Annotated in this window: 20 protein-coding genes and 1 riboswitch; of the genes, 14 read left to right on the forward strand and 6 right to left on the reverse strand. The window is 39.9% G+C overall.

Features of this window, described 5'->3' with window-relative positions:
- Positions 1 to 214 precede the first annotated feature (214 nt).
- On the forward strand, positions 215 to 1,315 hold the full coding sequence (gene proB / locus G8782_RS10525; RefSeq protein ID WP_172370917.1) for a glutamate 5-kinase: 1,101 nt from the start codon (positions 215 to 217) through the stop codon (positions 1,313 to 1,315).
- 16 nt (positions 1,316 to 1,331) lie between these two features.
- Positions 1,332 to 2,597, forward strand: coding sequence for a glutamate-5-semialdehyde dehydrogenase (locus tag G8782_RS10530; RefSeq protein WP_172370918.1), 1,266 nt, complete (start codon positions 1,332 to 1,334; stop codon positions 2,595 to 2,597).
- Positions 2,598 to 2,929: 332 nt separating this feature from the next.
- Here the strand turns inward: G8782_RS10530 and G8782_RS10535 are convergent, their stop codons facing one another.
- The 3 genes from G8782_RS10535 to G8782_RS10545 are packed head-to-tail and all read right to left on the reverse strand — an operon-like array spanning position 2,930 to position 5,588.
- The gene (locus tag G8782_RS10535; protein ID WP_172370919.1) at positions 2,930 to 3,499 is read right to left on the reverse strand and encodes an SCO family protein; all 570 of its coding nucleotides are present in this window, start codon (positions 3,497 to 3,499) and stop codon (positions 2,930 to 2,932) included.
- A complete protein-coding gene (locus tag G8782_RS10540; protein ID WP_172370920.1) occupies positions 3,486 to 4,910 on the reverse strand; it encodes an ATP-binding protein in 1,425 nt (474 codons plus the stop codon). The genes G8782_RS10535 and G8782_RS10540 overlap by 14 nt, the downstream gene beginning before the upstream one ends.
- A 3-nt stretch (positions 4,911 to 4,913) precedes the next feature.
- A complete protein-coding gene (locus tag G8782_RS10545) occupies positions 4,914 to 5,588 on the reverse strand; it encodes a response regulator transcription factor (protein WP_172370921.1) in 675 nt (224 codons plus the stop codon).
- Positions 5,589 to 5,752: 164 nt separating this feature from the next.
- On the opposite strand from G8782_RS10545, the gene G8782_RS10550 reads away from it, so the two are divergent.
- The 6 genes from G8782_RS10550 (at position 5,753) to G8782_RS10575 (ending at position 10,432) form a co-directional block, all read left to right on the forward strand.
- Complete coding sequence (locus G8782_RS10550) at positions 5,753 to 6,499, forward strand: FixH family protein (RefSeq protein ID WP_172370922.1); 747 nt, start codon at positions 5,753 to 5,755, stop codon at positions 6,497 to 6,499.
- Between the two features lie 178 nt (positions 6,500 to 6,677).
- A complete protein-coding gene (locus tag G8782_RS10555) occupies positions 6,678 to 7,325 on the forward strand; it encodes a class I SAM-dependent DNA methyltransferase (RefSeq protein ID WP_172370923.1) in 648 nt (215 codons plus the stop codon).
- A gap of 20 nt (positions 7,326 to 7,345) precedes the next feature.
- Positions 7,346 to 7,816 carry an S-ribosylhomocysteine lyase gene (locus G8782_RS10560; protein WP_172370924.1) on the forward strand — a complete coding sequence of 157 codons (471 nt, stop codon included), beginning with the start codon at positions 7,346 to 7,348 and terminating at the stop codon, positions 7,814 to 7,816.
- A complete protein-coding gene (locus G8782_RS10565; protein WP_172371202.1) occupies positions 7,816 to 8,796 on the forward strand; it encodes a PLP-dependent cysteine synthase family protein in 981 nt (326 codons plus the stop codon). The genes G8782_RS10560 and G8782_RS10565 overlap by 1 nt, the downstream gene beginning before the upstream one ends.
- Positions 8,750 to 9,883, forward strand: a complete 1,134-nt coding sequence (locus tag G8782_RS10570) for a bifunctional cystathionine gamma-lyase/homocysteine desulfhydrase (protein WP_246231636.1) — start codon at positions 8,750 to 8,752, stop codon at positions 9,881 to 9,883. The genes G8782_RS10565 and G8782_RS10570 overlap by 47 nt, the downstream gene beginning before the upstream one ends.
- Positions 9,884 to 9,982: 99 nt before the next feature.
- Positions 9,983 to 10,432, forward strand: coding sequence for an OsmC family protein (locus G8782_RS10575; RefSeq protein WP_172370926.1), 450 nt, complete (start codon positions 9,983 to 9,985; stop codon positions 10,430 to 10,432).
- Positions 10,433 to 10,476: 44 nt separating this feature from the next.
- On the opposite strand, the gene G8782_RS10580 is transcribed toward G8782_RS10575, so the two are convergent.
- The 3 genes from G8782_RS10580 to G8782_RS10590 all read right to left on the reverse strand — a co-directional run bounded on the left by G8782_RS10580 (position 10,477) and on the right by G8782_RS10590 (position 12,733).
- Positions 10,477 to 11,961: a PH domain-containing protein gene (locus tag G8782_RS10580; RefSeq protein WP_172370927.1), complete on the reverse strand. Its 1,485-nt coding sequence runs from the start codon at positions 11,959 to 11,961 to the stop codon at positions 10,477 to 10,479.
- Positions 11,958 to 12,455 (reverse strand): PH domain-containing protein, encoded by a 498-nt coding sequence (locus G8782_RS10585; protein WP_172370928.1) that lies wholly within the window; start codon positions 12,453 to 12,455, stop codon positions 11,958 to 11,960. The genes G8782_RS10580 and G8782_RS10585 overlap by 4 nt, the downstream gene beginning before the upstream one ends.
- Before the next feature lie 125 nt (positions 12,456 to 12,580).
- Entirely contained in the window at positions 12,581 to 12,733 is a 153-nt protein-coding gene (locus G8782_RS10590; RefSeq protein ID WP_172370929.1) for a hypothetical protein, read from the reverse strand.
- 191 nt (positions 12,734 to 12,924) lie between these two features.
- On the opposite strand from G8782_RS10590, the gene G8782_RS10595 reads away from it, so the two are divergent.
- The 6 genes from G8782_RS10595 (at position 12,925) to ribE (ending at position 17,684) form a co-directional block, all read left to right on the forward strand.
- Positions 12,925 to 14,187 (forward strand): quaternary amine ABC transporter ATP-binding protein, encoded by a 1,263-nt coding sequence (locus tag G8782_RS10595; RefSeq protein ID WP_216667847.1) that lies wholly within the window; start codon positions 12,925 to 12,927, stop codon positions 14,185 to 14,187.
- The gene (locus G8782_RS10600; protein WP_172370930.1) at positions 14,180 to 15,031 is read left to right on the forward strand and encodes an ABC transporter permease; all 852 of its coding nucleotides are present in this window, start codon (positions 14,180 to 14,182) and stop codon (positions 15,029 to 15,031) included. Before G8782_RS10595 ends, G8782_RS10600 begins: the two co-directional genes overlap by 8 nt.
- A gap of 2 nt (positions 15,032 to 15,033) precedes the next feature.
- Complete coding sequence (locus G8782_RS10605) at positions 15,034 to 15,921, forward strand: glycine betaine ABC transporter substrate-binding protein (RefSeq protein WP_172371206.1); 888 nt, start codon at positions 15,034 to 15,036, stop codon at positions 15,919 to 15,921.
- 94 nt (positions 15,922 to 16,015) lie between these two features.
- Positions 16,016 to 16,161: riboswitch (FMN riboswitch) on the forward strand.
- 268 nt (positions 16,162 to 16,429) lie between these two features.
- The gene (locus G8782_RS10610) at positions 16,430 to 16,801 is read left to right on the forward strand and encodes a RibD family protein (protein WP_172370931.1); all 372 of its coding nucleotides are present in this window, start codon (positions 16,430 to 16,432) and stop codon (positions 16,799 to 16,801) included.
- A gap of 23 nt (positions 16,802 to 16,824) precedes the next feature.
- Entirely contained in the window at positions 16,825 to 16,953 is a 129-nt protein-coding gene (locus G8782_RS18805) for a hypothetical protein (protein WP_216667849.1), read from the forward strand.
- 80 nt (positions 16,954 to 17,033) lie between these two features.
- Positions 17,034 to 17,684 (forward strand): riboflavin synthase, encoded by a 651-nt coding sequence (gene ribE, locus G8782_RS10620; RefSeq protein WP_172370932.1) that lies wholly within the window; start codon positions 17,034 to 17,036, stop codon positions 17,682 to 17,684.

Genomic DNA, 17,684 nt, shown 5'->3' on the forward strand with positions numbered 1-17,684 from the left:
CTATAACTCATTTTGAGGGATAGGCAGTTTTTTTGTTGGTGAAAATTATTTTTATGATTTCCTCGCAGAAAATTATTTTTATAATTTCCTGGGGGAAAATTATTTTGATAATTCCCTTTCTTTTTGTGTGGAAATGTAGTAAGATGTTATTTATTCATCAATTCGTATAAATATGCATACATTGACTTGAGAAACTAAATAGGGGAAATGACAAATGAGGAAAAAGCGCATTGTTGTAAAAATCGGAAGCAGTTCTTTAACGAATGATCGAGGTGAGATTGATCAAGAAAAATTTACCGATCATGTAAATGCACTCGCAGAACTCCGTAAAGCAGGACACGAAGTGCTCTTGGTATCATCGGGAGCAGTAGCGGCTGGTTTTGGAAGATTGGGGTATAGCACGAGACCGGTTACGTTGAAGGGAAGACAGGCGGCGGCGGCTGTCGGGCAAAGTTTATTGATACAGTCGTATATCGATAAATTTACAAAGTTTTCAATTGTACCCGCGCAGATACTTCTGACACGCGATGATTTCACAAGCCGCGACCGTTTTAAAAATGCATATGCAACACTTACGGAATTACTAGAGCGCCGTATTTTGCCGATAATTAATGAAAACGATACAGTTTCCGTCAGGGAATTGACTTTTGGCGATAATGATATGTTATCGGCATTAGTCAGCGGGTTCATGCGAGCGGACCAATTAATCATTTTAACTGATGTCAATGGTCTCTATACTGGAAACCCTCATGTAGATGTAAATGCTGAAAAAATTGAAACTCTCAATGAAATTACCGATGAAATGCTATCCTTTGCAAAAGATTCAGGTTCAAAAGTTGGAACAGGCGGCATGCAATCGAAATTATTGGCAGCGAAAACTGCCCTTTCAGTCGGGGTTCCTGTTTTTATCGGCAAAGGATATGGAAAAAATAAGTTATTGGAAATAATTAAAGGTGCAGGAGACGGAACTTATATTGCAAACGAGATTCGTAATTCAATCAATATAAGTCAGCAATGGATTGCGATGCACTCGGAGGCGACGGGGAAACTCTTTGTCGATAAAGGTGCTGAAGAGGCGATTCTTTACAAAAGTAAAAATTTACTTCCGGCTGGCATTTTTCAAGTGAAAGGAAATTTCCACCCGGGAGATATCGTTGAAGTTTTTGGGGTGAATGGGTTAATTGGCAAAGGCGAGGTAACCTATTCATCGAATGATTTACTCAAAATGATGGGAAAGAAAAGTAAAGAACAAACAAAACGTGCAAGTTCTATGCCAGTCGAAGTAATCCATCGTGAAAAGTGGGTCAGTATATAAAAGGGAGGAATTTAGGATGGGTGAGGTAGCAATCTTAAGTGAAGTTCAATTGAAAGGTAAGAAAGCAAAAGAGGTTAGTTCGGAATTAATCGGAATTTCTACAGAAAGAAAAAATGAAGCGCTCAATCTAATAGCTAATCAATTGATATTCGATACGGATTACTTGTTAGCCGAAAATAAAAAGGATTTAGACCTGGGGAAAGAAATAGGTCTTACAGATGAAGTGCTAGATCGTATAATGCTTTCAAATGAGCGTGTCAAAGCAATGGCCGATGGGATTAAGTTATTGGTGCAATTACAAGACCCTGTCGGGGAAGTCATAGAATCTATAACAAAAGACAATGGATTGCTCATTAATAAGAAACGTGTCCCGATTGGCGTTATTGGAATGATTTATGAGGCGCGTCCAAATGTGACTGTTGATGCAGCTACTTTAGCTTTGAAGACTGGAAATGCAGTGATTTTGAGAGGGAGTTCTTCAGCAAAATTTTCGAATCAAGCGCTGATTCTTTCGATACACAAAGCTCTTGAAAAAAGTGTCATTCCGGTGGAGGCGGTTCAGTTAATCGAAGATACAAGTCATGAAACGGCGAAAGAGCTCTTTCAATTGAATGAGTATTTAGATGTGTTAATTCCACGAGGCGGCAAAAAGTTGATAGAGACCGTTGTGAAACAATCGACTGTTCCGGTTTTGGAAACGGGTGCCGGGAATTGTCATTTGTATATAGACGAAACAGCCGATGTAGAGATGGCAATCAAGATTGGGCTGAATGCGAAAGTTCAGCGTCCTTCCGTGTGTAATGCAATTGAGACGATTTTAATTCATGAAAAATGGTTTGCTGAACATGGTGAAAAACTACTTGATGCGCTCAATGAAAATCATGTGAAGATTTTTGGGGATAAAACGGTGTCCGATCTATTCTCATTTGCGGAAAAAGTTGTGGAAGAGGATTGGTATACGGAATATCTTGGGCTTGCAGTTGGTGTGAAAATAGTTGGAACTGTTAATGAAGCGATTGATCATATTAATAAGTACGGAACGGGTCACTCTGAAGCAATTATAACAACCAATAAGAATCAAGCTACGCTCTTTTTAACAAAGGTGGATGCGGCTGCCGTGTATCACAATGCCTCGACACGTTTCACGGACGGATTTGAATTTGGTTACGGCGCAGAAATCGGGATTAGTACGCAAAAGCTACATGCAAGAGGGCCGATGGGACTTCAAGCGCTTACTTCAAGTAAGTTTGTTATACAAGGGAACGGACAAATACGCGAATAATTTTATCGAGTACATGAACAATCCATTCATGTACTCGTTTTTTTTATAGTTCGTTGATTTCCGTTCAGGGCGGCCGCCCTCCACTCCAATCAACTAATTTCATTGTATAGGGATAGTTATTCACTGGCGCCAACGATTGAGCGGACACATTTCACGCTATTTACCGTCATTCGTACAGGTAGAAGGTCCCGACTTGCAAGCAAATGGCGTTTATGTGCAAGCAAGACACTCTAGAGTGCAAGCAAAACTCTTATAAGTGCAAGCAAAATTACTCGCCACTGCACTATTCATAAAATCGCAGGAACTACTTCATAGAGAGATGCCATAGGATATCATTTCATTAATTCTTTAATATCCTTTACCATTTCATTCACATAAGAGCCATCCACGAAATTATATTCCTTCACGAAATGGCCGTCTTGATCAATCAAGTAGAAATTTGAACTGTGAATGACTTGAGTTGAGGAAGCTGGTTTTTGAACGATGGTTTGAAATTGATCTCTTGCGAAAACTTCTATTTCGGCTTGAGTATACCCTGTCAACAAATTCCAGTTCGATAAGTCGGCATTAAAGTCTGAAATAAATGATTTTAATTTTTCGGGTGTATCATTGGCCGGGTCTACCGTAAATGACACGAACTCGACATTAAGGTTTTTTTCTTTGAAAATCTTCTGCAATGAAGCCATTTCAGCGGTCATCGGTTCGCAAATTGTCGTGCAATTTGTGAATATGAAATCAGCAATCCAGACAGTATCAGTTAAATCATTCATTCCAAAAGCTTGTCCTTCTTGATTGGTAAATGTAAATGGTTCGATTTTGCGTTCTTCATGATGTTTAGGTGTACATGCGAGAAGAAGAAGGGAACAACAAAGCACTTGAATGATTAATTTAAGTTTTCTCATTGAAATCCTCTTCTTTCCACTTTGGCAATTGAATTAAAACGTTTGTCCCCTCGGAAGAGCTGCTCTCTATTTTAAATGTACCGTTATGCAATCGAATTATTTCTTTCACGATGGATAGGCCTAATCCAGTGCCGCCGGTTGCGCGGTTTCTCGCTTTATCGGTTCGGAAAAAACGTTCTCCTATCCGATGAATATCTTCTTCTGTAATGGGTGTTCCTTGATTTATCACCGAAAAATGAACAAAATTATCGTCATCCGCCAAGTTGATTTTGATCGTATTGTTTTCTGTTGAATATTTGACCGCATTGTCCAACACATTATAGAAAACTTGTTGGATTCGCTGTGGGTCGCCCATGATGATTAAATCTTCTCGAATCGTTAACTCGAGCTTTATCTTTTTTCGTGAAATATGAATCATAAATAGTTCCAGTGTGTCGGTTAATAATTGAGCGATCGCGATTGGCTGCGATTCAATTGAATAGAAATCTTCTTGTAAATGATTTAATTCATTCAAATCATTGATGAGTTTATTCAATCGTTCCGCTTCTCTTTCTATCGTCATTAAATAGCTCTCGGCTTCTTCGGGCGATGTATAAATTTTATGTTTTAATGCTTGTGTGTAGCCGGTAATATAGGTGAGCGGGGTGCGCAACTCGTGAACAATATTTGAGGTGAATTCTTTTTTGCGCTTCTCTTGTTGTCCGAGTGAATAGCTCATTTTATTAAATGCTTTAGTTAATTGGCCGACTTCATCATTCGAAGTGAATTCGAGATACTTCGAATATTGTCCTTCTGATACTTCAATGGCTTGTTGTTGAAGTTTTTTTAATGGATTAAATATCGAGTTCCAGAACCGATTGACAATTAAAAAAAGAATAAAGAAAAATAGTGTGCCGGTTACTAATAGAATTGGAATACTATCGTGAAACACGTCTTGAATCGCCGCTAGCGGAACATAAATATAAATAAAGCCGATGAGACTGTCCTCGCCTTTAATGGGGAAAATAGCGCCTATGATTTCACGGTCAAATTCTTCGACGAATCCTTCTTTCAGAACATATTTGCCATTTTCCAATGACGCTAAATCTCGTTGATCAATGAGCGTTTCATAATTGATTTTATATGGAAAATAAGAAGAAAGATCATCTATTTTATCGACGACAATTATTTCGTATTCAGAGACGATATTATACCATTGGATCTTTTCGATAATTTCATCGCTCAACTCCCCATAATGGTAATGGGATGCTGTTCTTTGCCCCTGGTATAGGATAGATTTTTCAATACTAGCCAAGTACAAATTCGAATATAAATAATGAATGAAGAAAAAAGAAAAAAGTATTGTAAATCCGACACTGGCCAGTAAAAGAACGAGTATTTTTTTACTGAATGTCCATCTGGAGTTTTTCACTAATCACACCTCTAGTTTATATCCGACACCCCATACAGTTTCAATCACATTTGCATAATCACCCAGTTTCAAGCGCAAAGTTTTGATATGCGTATCTACGGTACGGTCTGTGCTCTTATGATTTTCATCCCAAATAAGTTCCAGAAGTTGTTCTCTGGTGTATACGCGTCCTCTATTCGTTAAAAATAGGTGTAATAACCCAAATTCTTTCAACGTCAATGAAAGGGCTTTGCCGTCGACTGTTGCAGTATGCGCGGCAGAGTCGATAACAAAAGGTCCGACTTTCAGTAAATGTTTTGAATTGGAATTTTGGTACGTCCGTCTTAGAACGGATTCAACTCGGGCTAGTAGCTCTGCCGGAAGGAAAGGTTTGACGATATAATCGTCGCCGCCAAGCTTGAGACCTTTTACTCTGTCCCATTCATCGCCTTTGGCTGATAAGAATATGATCGGAATAGATGAATTGCGTTTTACTTCTTCTGCAAATTGGAAACCATCCATATAGGGCATCATCACATCGACGATTAATAAGTCGGGTGAAGTTTTATCTATTTGGTCCAAAGCATGAACTCCGTCTGTAGCCTCAACAACTTGGTATTGTTCGGCTTCTAAAAATGTGCGAACAAGTTCTCTCATTTGACTTTCATCATCTACAATCATTATTGTATAATCGTTCATACTAAACACCTCATTTTCGATAATTACCATTACTTCTATTCTCAGATAAAAATATGAAGTTCTTGTGAAATGGAAACGAACTTCACATAGAGTTCTAAGTCACTGTTTATTATTATACTGTAGTTAACTGTAATGCGTAATTATACAGCACGGGGGGACTCAAATTGAAAAGAAAAATTGGATTATTAATACTTATAGTTGTGCTTGGAGCGTTGGCCGCTTGCGGCAAGGGGAAGGAAGAAGAAATTCCGACAGAAGTAAAAGTGCCTGAAATGCTAGAGGTAGAACTTACTGTTTCCGAAACCGCAGATGTCGACGAACCAGTTGAAATGAAAGCTTTTGTTACGCAAGGTGATGAGCAAATTGAAGATGCTGACGAAGTTGTATTCGAGGTTTGGGAAGAAGGAAAGAAAGCGGATAGTGAAATGATTGATTCTGTTAATGAAAAAGGCGGTATGTATACAGCTGAAAAGTCATTTGATCATGATGGATTATTCCACGTGCAAGTGCATGTAACTGCAAACGGACTTCATACGATGCCGTTAAAAGAAGTTGTTGTAGGAGACGGCGGCCATTATGATGAACAAGCGGAAGACGATCATCATTACCATACTGAAGGATTTTCAATGGAATTCATGACGCCGGTAGAAGCAGCTGCGAATAGCGATGAAGAGCTTATTGTTCAGATCCAGTTAGAAAATGAACCCTTAGAAAACTTAAAGGTCCGATATGAAATTTGGAGCGATCTATCTGAAAAACATGATTGGGTAGATGCTAAAGAAATTAAAGCAGGCGAATACGCAGCAGATTATAAATTTAATGATGCTAGCACTTATCACGTTAAAATTCATGTTGAAGATGATGAAGATTTGCACGAACATGTTGAACACGAAATACTTGTTAAGGAATAGTAGGAACTCTTTCGATATTGTTATCGGGAGAGTTCTTTTTTGTTCTTATATCTGTTATTTTCACCCAAAAATAACGAAATCATATTTGCATTTATTTTTAAATATGATATAAATAGTAGTGCAAGCCCAATACCTACTAAATCAGTATGAATAGTATGTTTATAAAAGGAGTTTTGATATGGGACGTGAATTCATTGATATCTTTGATGAATGGATTGATTCGTACGATGCTTCAGTAGCGGGGGAAGACCCAGAGTACCGCGATGTGTTTGAAGGCTATGACGAAATACTGGCTGATGTTGCAAATAAATCATTCGGAACAGTTCTTGAGTTTGGAACTGGGACAGGAAACTTGACTGCTAAATTAGTAGATAAAGGATTGACTGTTATCGGCATCGAACCAAACGATGCCATGCGCCAACTTACTAGCGACAGATTTCCAACGCTGAAAATCATAGATGGCGATTTATTGGATTTTGAAGTGGATGGCTTATCAATCGATACAATCGTTAGCACCTATGTTTTCCATCATTTAACGGATGTGGAAAAAGGAGTTGCGCTTAAGAAGTATTCCGAGTTGTTGGATGAAAGTGGAAAAGTCATCTTTGCAGATACGATGTTTATAACTGAAGAAGCGAAACAAGCACAAATTGTCAAGGAACGTTCGCGCGGTTTTCATAATGTAGCAGATGATTTAGAGCGTGAATATTACACAACGGTGCCCGTGTTGATGGATTTATTTATTAAGGCTGGGTTTGATGTTGCCTGCAAGCAAATGAATGATTATGTTTGGATTTTAAACGCGACAAAGAAGATGAAAAAATAAACACTAAGGGGAGAAACAACATGGAAAAATTGAATGTTGAAAGTTTCAATTTGGATCATACGAAAGTAGCTGCGCCGTACGTGCGTTTGGCTGGAACAAAAACAGGGGCATTGGGCGATGAAATATATAAATACGATTTCAGGTTTACACAACCGAATATTGAGTTCATGAAAATGGATGCACTCCATTCCATAGAACATATCATGGCGGAGAACATTCGAAATCACACAGATCAAGTTGTAGATCTTAGTCCGATGGGGTGCCAAACGGGTTTTTATTTAACGGTAATCAATCATGACAATTACGATGAAATATTATCGATTTTAGAGAAAACATTACAAGATGTTCTGTCGGCAACGGAAGTGCCTGCGTGCAACGTAGTTCAATGCGGTTGGGCTGCAAATCACAGCTTGGAAGGCGCTAAGGAACTGGCGAAAAATATGCTTGCGAAGAAAGATGAATGGCACCAAGTGTACAAAGAGGAAAAGTAATGAATGTATATGGCAGTGTGCATGAACTAATAGGAAATACACCAGTTGTTGAAATCAATAAGCTTCCTATCCCGAATAATTGCCGTATTTTTGCGAAGCTCGAATATCTGAATCCAGGCGGCAGTGTAAAAGATCGGTTAGGGATTTCTCTTATTGAAGATGCCGAGCAATCGGGTGCCCTCCAACCCGGTGGAACGATTATCGAACCGACTGCGGGGAATACGGGAATTGGTCTAGCTCTCGCCGCAATCGGTAAAGGATACCATGTGAAATTTGTAGTGCCGGAGAAGTTTAGTGTGGAAAAACAAACATTAATGCGAGCACTTGGCGCCGAAATAATCAATACAAAAACGGATTTAGGGATGACAGGCGCGATTGAAAAAGCCCGTGAACTTGTTTTAAAAATACCTGGCGCTTTTTCTCCATCCCAGTTTTCCAATCCCGCAAACCCTGCGACTTATGTGAAAACACTTGGACCTGAATTATGGAATGATTTAGATGGACAAATTGATATCTTTGTTGCGGGGGCAGGAACAGGCGGGACATTCATGGGAACCGCCCAGTATCTCAAAGGAAAAAATCCGCTTGTGAAAACAGTTGTGGTTGAACCAGAGGGATCGATTTTAAATGGCGGGAAAGCAGGTCCTCATGTCACCGAGGGAATTGGAATGGAATTTATCCCTGAGTATATGGATAGTACCTTTTTTGAAGAGATTCATACAGTAAGCGATGAAGAAGCATTTACTCAATTACGGAAACTGGCAAAGTATGAAGGATTACTCGTTGGTAGTTCTTCCGGGGCTGCATTTCACGGGGCATTACTTGAAGCAGAATCCGCGAAAGAAGGCAGCCACATCGTCACTATATTTCCAGACTCAAGCGAACGTTATTTAAGTCAACATATCTATGAATTGTTCAAAGGGAGCGAAAAAATTGAGAGCAAAAACGAGATTAATTCACGGTGGAATTGTAGGGGATGAAGCGACAGGTGCCGTTTCAACTCCGATTTATCAGGTGAGCACGTATAAACAACAATCGGTTGGTGTATTTAACGGTTACGAGTATTCGCGTACAGGCAATCCAACGCGTCATGCGCTGGAAGTTTTAATAAGTGACTTAGAAGGCGGTAAAGCCGGGTTTGCTTTTGGATCTGGAATGGCGGCAATTAGTTCCGTCATGATGCTGTTTAGTAAAGGTGACCATATTGTCTTAACGGACGATGTATACGGCGGGACTTACCGTGTCATGACGAAAGTGTTAAACCGGTTCGGCATCTCCTCGACATTTGTTGATTCAAGTGATATTACTGAAGTCGAAGCGGCGATTGAGCCTAATACAAAAGCGATATTTTTAGAATCGCCAACGAATCCATTGCTAAAAGTGACGGATATTGAAGGGATTGCTAAACTTGGTAAAGAAAAAGGATTGTTGACGATTGTCGACAATACATTTATGACGCCTTATTTCCAACAACCCATTGCGCAAGGGGCAGATATCGTGCTGCATAGCGCAACGAAATATATCGGCGGACATAGCGATGTCGTCGCGGGACTTGTCGTTGTTGCAACCGATGAACTGGCTGAGGAATTGCACTTTATTCAAAACTCAGTAGGAGCTGTCCTTGGTCCGCAGGATTCATGGTTACTAATTCGCGGAATAAAAACGCTCGGGCTTCGCATGGAAGAACATAATGAAAATGCATTAAAGATTGCAAAGTTTTTAGTCGCCCATGATGCAATTGGAAAAGTATATTATCCGGGATTTGAAGATCATCCAGGTTATGAATTAATGAAAAAACAAGCGACGGGTTTCGGCGGAATGATATCATTTGATGTTGGAAGTGAAGACAAAGCGGATGAGCTACTAGCAAAATTACGCTACTTCACACTTGCTGAAAGTTTAGGTGCCGTTGAAAGCTTAATTTCAATCCCTGCAAGAATGACACATGCATCCATTCCGCGTGACCGCAGGCTGGAACTAGGAATTACAGACGGCCTGGTCCGTATTTCTGTGGGAATTGAGGATGTAGAGGATTTGCTTGAGGATTTGGAGCAGGCTTTAGCATAAGAGACAGGCTACTTACTTTCACTGTAAGTAGTCTTTTAACGTATATACAAAATAATTTGATACAATTATCTCAACAGATATTGCGAAGGAGATAATAAAATGGCAGAGCACTATTTCCACCTGAAAGCAGATTGGCCGGGTTTGCGGAATGATGTTGGAACGATTGACGCGGGGAATTTGAAAACAGAAGTCTCGATTCCACCAGAAATGAACGGACCCGGAATCGGAACGAATCCAGATGAAATGCTCTTAGGCGCGGCGGCAACCTGTTATATCATCACATTGGCTGCGATGATGGAGCGAAGCAATCTTGAAAAAGAAGCATTGACAATGGAATCTGTTGGCGTTGTCGATGTGACGAATGGCGTCATTACATATAAAAAGATCATTCATAAACCCCATATCGTGCTAAAAGCGAAGGCAACAGAAAAAGATGAATCACTCGCGCTTAGACTTGCGGAAAAAGCAGAGAAATCTTGCATGATTAGCCGAGCTATTCAAGGTAATGTTGAGGTAGAATTACAAGCTATTATTAAAATTGGCGATTAATAAAAAGCATGCATGCACTTCTAAAGTGAAGTGTACGCATGCTTTTATTCTGTTTTTATTTGATCAATTCGACCCACATACCATGCGTAAAAGTTTCTTGCCATTTCCAGCGGCACGTCATCGACACTTGAATAATGAAACGGTTTGGCGTGGTTGACAGTTAAGATTGAGGCAAGTCCCAGGAGTTGTTGAATTTTACTTCGTGTGACACTTATTTCAATTATTTTAGTACGTTTTGAAATGAATACAGTTGTTTCGAAGCTTCCAGTTTTGAATTGGATGAACTCTTCATTCAAAGTATAACGAGTATTAAAGTAATTGAGTAACCTTGAAACAATGATAATTAATAATAAGACGACTGAAATAATCCACCATGCTTGTTCAATATCCCAAATAGGCGGTTTGAAATATAATAGCGCTAACGTAGAAATAATCCAGAACCAACTAGGTTTTAGCATGCGAACCCAAAATGATTTCCTCGGCAGTCGCTCCATCGTTTGTATAACTTCATAAGACGGCAGAATTTCATGAATCATTTCATATGCCCGATTGATGGGCAGGAATGGATAGAGTGAATTTGCTTCAAGCACGCCTTCGCCCACACCACCAGCACTTATCACTTTAATTTCCGCAAGGCCAAGCAGCCGTTTGATGGCAGATTGCCTGATTTCAATTGCCTGTACATTATTCTTCGTGATTGTAAAAGCTGATTCATGAAGGACACCTTTCGTAATGTAAATTCGCTCATCATCAGATGCAATTTCATACTTCCCGTATTTTATATACGTTCTAGCAATTCCGATGATGATAGAAACAATAATAAATAGAATAATGATAATAACAATCGTGAAACTAGACTCGAAAATTCTCGAGAAAATTCCTTTTGCCTTATTCTCCACCCATTCAAATTTCTCGATTTTGGAAAAGATGGAACCGACAATTGGTATCAATAATAGAAAACTAAAGGATGTAAACGAAGCTTTTAATACATCTTTTTTTGTAGGAGTAAAATGAATAATCCGGTCCATTTTTGATTCCACTTCAGGATATTCTTCAACCCTGATTTCAGGGGAAGTTTCGATTTCGGACTCACCCTTTTTTACAAGTTCCTCTATCCGATCCGCTTCTTTAACCGCAATAACCTCGAATACAACAGCGCCGTCGGAACCGGCTATGCCAGTTTCGAGCGTCAACGAAGTCAATCCGAACAACCTATGGATGAACGAAGTTTGACGTTGTACATTTTGAACCTTTGTAAACGGAACAATGCGTTCATTTTTAATGAAAAGCCCATGGCGAATTTGAAATGACTCATTAACAATTTCATATTTATCTACAAACCAATCAAGAATAATTTTTATTACGGCTAGCGTGAAGAATAGGAGAAAAGCGATTCTTCCGTATGAGTAAAGTGGTGATGACAATGCGAATGAAACGATGAAAAAAATAAAGATGGTAAAAGAGTTCTTAACCAATGTCCATAAGTTCATAAAAATGATGAATGGATGATAGTGTTTGAAGTCGTTCATTCGTCAACTTCCTTTATTTTAGCGTAATGGGCAATGAGGTTTCTTAACTCGATGGCGACTTCTTTTGGAAGCGAGGGGATCCTGTGTGTAGATCCCATTGTTTCAATAGTCAGCGAGTATAGCCCGTACTTTCTAAGGATTGGCCCTTGGTTTGTCGCGACCGATTGTATTTTTGTCATGGGGACGAGTTGATGTTCTTCATTGAAAGCTCCGGACTTTAATTGTAAAAATTCTTCCGTGGCATCATACCGCCAGTTTTTATACAGTAAAAAAGGTTCAATTAAAATAGACCAAATCCCAGATAGCGCTATTAAAGAAGTGATGCCAATTAACACCCAACCAATCCATTCATACCAAAAGAATCGATAATCCAAGTACAATAGAACCGAAAAAATTGCTATCCAAATTGCATAACTAATCGCTTTGCTTATAATCCAAACTTTTACCGAGTCTTTTGAAAGTCTACCTTCAGGTGCATGAATTTGCGAATACATCGAATCACCCCTACGAATCAATTAATTACCTTCATTTACGATTATACCGCAATAAAGTTTCAATAGAAAAACGGCATCCTTGTAAATTAGATGCCGTTTTTTAAACATATTTAGTTAGCCATTTTTCAATTCGATTTTTTAGGTACAAGATCAAAAATGTCATGTTCTTCAAAAGCATCGATAAGACGGTCGAGCCAATCATAATAATCTATCGATTTTAGCTTTTTGCAACACTTCGGGACTAATGGTCTCGTCATGAATAAGTTGTTCAACTTCATTATGTGATCTTCTAATAGCAGTTGAATGAAGTGACACTGAACTTCGCCATCTACTGTTCTTGATACCAATCATCTTTCACTTCATATGGATCTTTTCGAACGCCGCGTTCCCATACGCGGTCATCTAACTTCGCTTGTTACATATACTAGTAAAAATTATAGAATTGAAATATCTTGTGGGGAGTGTAATCATGGCAGAACAAATTGCCAAGAAAAAAATCGAAGTGAAAGATGCTACGAAAATTTTCGGCAGAAATAGTAGGAAAGCAGTTCAGTTATTAAACGAAGGAATGACGAAAGAAGAAATATTAAAAGTTGCTGGCGCGACAGTCGGTGTTAAAAACGCGTCATTCGATGTCTATGATGGAGAAATTTTTGTCATTATGGGGTTATCAGGTAGTGGAAAATCGACTTTAGTCAGGCTTCTTAACAGACTAATCGATCCGACAACCGGTCATATATTAATTGATGGCGACGATATTGTAGCGATGAATAAAGAACAACTTCGGGGTGTTCGACGAAAGAAAATAGGGATGGTCTTTCAAAACTTTGCTCTATTTCCGCATAAAACAATTCTTTCGAATACGGAGTACGGATTGGAAATTCAAGGGTTTTCGAAAGAGGAGAGACAAAGTAAAGCGAAAGAAGCGTTAAGGCTAGTAGGACTTGTAGGATATGAAGAACAATATCCGTCCCAGTTAAGTGGCGGCATGCAGCAGCGGGTTGGTCTTGCACGGGCACTTGCGAATAATCCAGATATTTTACTAATGGATGAGGCATTTAGCGCTTTGGATCCGCTCATTCGAAAAGACATGCAAGATGAATTATTGCAACTTCATAACAATATGGGAAAGACCATCGTATTCATAACGCATGATTTAGATGAAGCGCTTCGAATTGGCGATCGGATCGCCTTGATGAAAGACGGAGAAATCGTCCAAATCGGAACACCTGAAGAAATTTTGATGAATCCATCAGATGAATATGTAGAACGATTTGTTGAAGATGTCGATCTATCGAAAGTATTGACAGCAGGCCATATTATGAAACAAGCAGATACTGTTCAAGTAGACCGAGGACCCCGGGTTGCACTGCGACTTATGAAACGTCTCCGCATTTCTTCCATCTATGTTGTCGATAAAAAAGGGAAATTACTCGGCGCGGTCACAGCGCAAGAGGCTTTAAATGCGACAGAAAATAATCAATCGCTCGATGAAGTACTCATCACCGACCTTCCAATGATTCCTGAAGACCGTGTTTTAACGGAGTTGTTTGATATTGTTTCTAAGGCGACGATTCCAGTTGCTGTCATTGACGAGAAAGAACGACTTCTCGGCATTATTATCCGCGGCGCCTTTATCGGTGCATTGTCTGGGAATGGCCAGTTTATTAATGAAAATCGTGTCGTGGATATGGTTGATGAGAAGAATACAGAGGTGAATGGAAATGGATAAACTATTACCAAGAATTCCGTTCTCAAAGTGGATTGACAATGGCGTAGATTGGTTGATTGATAATTTTGGATCGGTTTTTGACGGCGTAGCACTTGTTTTGAAAACAATGGTCGAAGGGTTTGTAGATGCGCTCGCATTCGTGCCTTCCATTCTTCTAGCTATAATATTTGCAATTATTGCATGGCTGATTTCTACGAGGAAAATAGGGATTTTCACGTTAATCGGATTTTTGTTTATCGATTATTTAGGATTCTGGTACGACATGCTTCAGATGTTATCGCTCGTTCTTACATCTGTAGTATTTGCAATTGTGATTGGAATTCCCATTGGAATATGGGGTTCGCAAAAAGCAACAGTACGTAATATTATCATCCCAATTCTGGACTTGATGCAGACAATGCCGGCATTCGTCTACTTGATTCCAGCAATCTTCTTTTTCAATATAGGGGTCGTGCCCGGTGTGGTGGCATCTGTTATCTTTGCAATGCCGCCGACAATTCGTTTAACAATGTTGGGAATTGAACAAGTGCCTAAAGATTTGATTGAAGCGACAGAGGCATTTGGTTCAACATCGTGGCAAAGGTTGAGCAAAATTCAAATACCGCTCGCCAAACCCACTATTATGGCAGGTATAAACCAAAGTATCATGCTTTCGCTTTCAATGGTTGTTATCGCCTCAATGGTAGGGGCACCAGGACTTGGTGAGAAAGTCTACCGAGCAGTAACGCAGTTAAAGACCGGAGTAGGTGTTGAAGTAGGTGTCGCCATCGTAATTGTTGCGATTATTTTAGACAGAATCACTCAACATGCCGGTTCTAAAAAACAAGGGGGAACAAATTCATGACGATCAAGAGGAAAGTTTTAGGACTTGGAGCAGTTGCATTGCTTGCGGTTGGATTAGTCGCTTGTGGCGACGATAAAAAAGATGGTGGAGCTACTGATTCAGTAGGAGAATCGGTTGAATATAAGATTACTGGAATCGACCCAGGTGCCGGCATTATGGAAGCAACAGACCGCGCGATTGCTGATTATAACTTAGACAAATGGGAAGTTGTATCAGGTTCTGGCGCAGCTATGACCGCAGCATTACAAAGAGCTTATGATAAAGAAGAACCGATTATTGTTACGGGATGGTCCCCGCACTGGAAATTCGCGAAATTTGATCTAAAATATCTTGAAGACCCAGAAGGTTCATTCGGCGGAGCGGAAGAAATTCACACAATTGGACGTTTGGGACTCAAAGAAGACTCACCAGAAGCTTATGAAATCCTGTCTAATTTTAAGTGGACTGAAGAAGATATGGCTGAAGTAATGGTTGAAATTATTGACGGTGAAGAACCGAAAGTTGCGGCGCAAAACTGGATTGATAAAAATGAAGATAAAGTCGCAGTTTGGACAGATGGCGTTGAAAAAGTAGACGGTATTGAGATCAAGTTTGTGTATGTTGCATGGGATAGTACGATTGCTAGCACAAATGTGGTTTCGCTAGTATTGGAAGATATGGGATACAAAGTAACAACATCGCAAGTTGAAGCAGGACCAATGTGGACAGCAGTTGCCGATGGAAGCGCAGATGTATTTCTTGCGGGTTGGTTGCCAGTCACACACCAAACATACGCGGAAAAGTTTGAAGGCAAGTATGATGACATTGGTACGAGCATGGCAGGCGTGAAAATTGGTTTAGTTGTCCCGGCATATATGAATATCGATTCTATTGAAGATTTAAAAGAGTAATTCAGTGAATATTTAGACTCAGTTCCGAGAAATCGGGCTGAGTTTTTTTGATTTAATTATTCACCTATGTTAACGTTGATGTAGCATATAAATACAAACTCTTCGGGGCAAGGTGAAATTCCTTACCGACGGTGATTGAGCAGTGCTCATTAGTCCGTGACCCGTCCTTCGTTAATGGAGGCGGTGGAGCTGGTGAAAGTCCGGCACCGACAGTTATAGTCTGGATGGGAGAAGTTGTTTGGATTTTTTACATGCTATGCTTGAGGCTTTGTCCTTTTCAATCATGGTTCTAGACCATTTTGTGAATATTGCTCTAGAATTTGCCCGAGCTACAACAGTACAAACTTTGCTGAATCGATTTTTCTTGGCATGTTTGTGTAAGTCGGCCAGAGTGTAAGCTTCTTAAGGTTGCCGATATAAGTGGCATTACTGGCATATTGCAAGAAGAGGCGGAGCAGTTAAACCAAGCATTATTTGATTTATCAAATACGGGAAACCATACGTCACTTTGAAAGTAGCCGCCACCCTGGATGGTAAACTTTCAATGCAAACTAGGGACAGCAAATGGACTACATCAGCAAGAACTGATGTCCATCATCTTCGCCATACCCATAATGCGATTTTAGTCGGCGTACATACCGTGCTCCATGATAATCCTTTCCTCACCACCCGTTTGCCCCATGGTGGAAAGAATCCAATACAAGTTATTTTAGATCAATGTCTCCGGACACCAAAAACAGCACATGTTATTACTGACAGCGCTGTGGAAACAATTATTTTCCGCTCGATTCTGCTCAATCAGAAACGGGATTTTTCAGCATATTCACTCGTCTTAATCGAGTTGATTTCTGAAGAAGATTTTTTTGGGAAGAAGTATTAAAGCGTCTTGCGAATAAAGGCATCATGACTTTATTTATCGAGGGCGGCTGCCGCGTTCATTCTAGTTTCATTCAAGAAGGTCTGGCCGATGAACTCTATTTTATATATGGCGCCAAAACTCATCGGAAACGGTGCTTCTTTATTCATGAATAAACCAGAAAGCAGATTGCCCAGAGCGTCTCAAATTAGTCAAGATGCTGCACGCTTGCTTTACGAAGGAGGTATAACCAAATATGTTCACTGGAATTGTTGAAGAAATTGGAACTGTATCCCGAGTTACGCCAGGAGCGACTTCACTTCAACTTGCAATTACCTGCAAGAAAGTGCTTAGTGACGTGAACAAAGGCGATAGTATTTCCGTGAACGGCGTTTGCTTGACGGTATCGAACTTTTCGAGTGATCATTTCACCGCAGATGTTATGCCGGAGACGGTAAAAGCTACGACACTACAAGAACTTCGTGCGGGAAGCGCGGTCAATTTAGAACGCGCAATGGCTGCAAATGGACGCTTTGGGGGTCACTTTGTCAGCGGTCATGTCGATGGCACGGGTGAAATTATTTCCGTTCGAAACGTTGCGAATGCGATGTATATTGAAATTGAGATTGAACCTGAGTTATTGAATTATTTTATCCCGAAAGGTTCAGTTACAGTCGACGGAACTTCTCTCACTGTTTTTGGCGTCACAGATTCAGGGTTTATCATATCCTTGATTCCCGTGACGCAAGAAGATTCCGTGATTGGTCAAAAGCGCATTGGGGATAAAGTGAATGTCGAATGTGATATGTTGGCGAAGTATATTGAAAGATTATTGACGAAAAAAGAAGAGAAGCCGAGTGGCAGTGTAACGATGGATACTCTAATTGCGACTGGATTTTTAGATTAA

Origin of the sequence: Sporosarcina jiandibaonis, from assembly GCF_013184495.1 — a bacterium.
In the GTDB taxonomy this organism is placed as follows: Bacteria; Bacillota; Bacilli; order Bacillales_A; family Planococcaceae; genus Sporosarcina; species Sporosarcina jiandibaonis.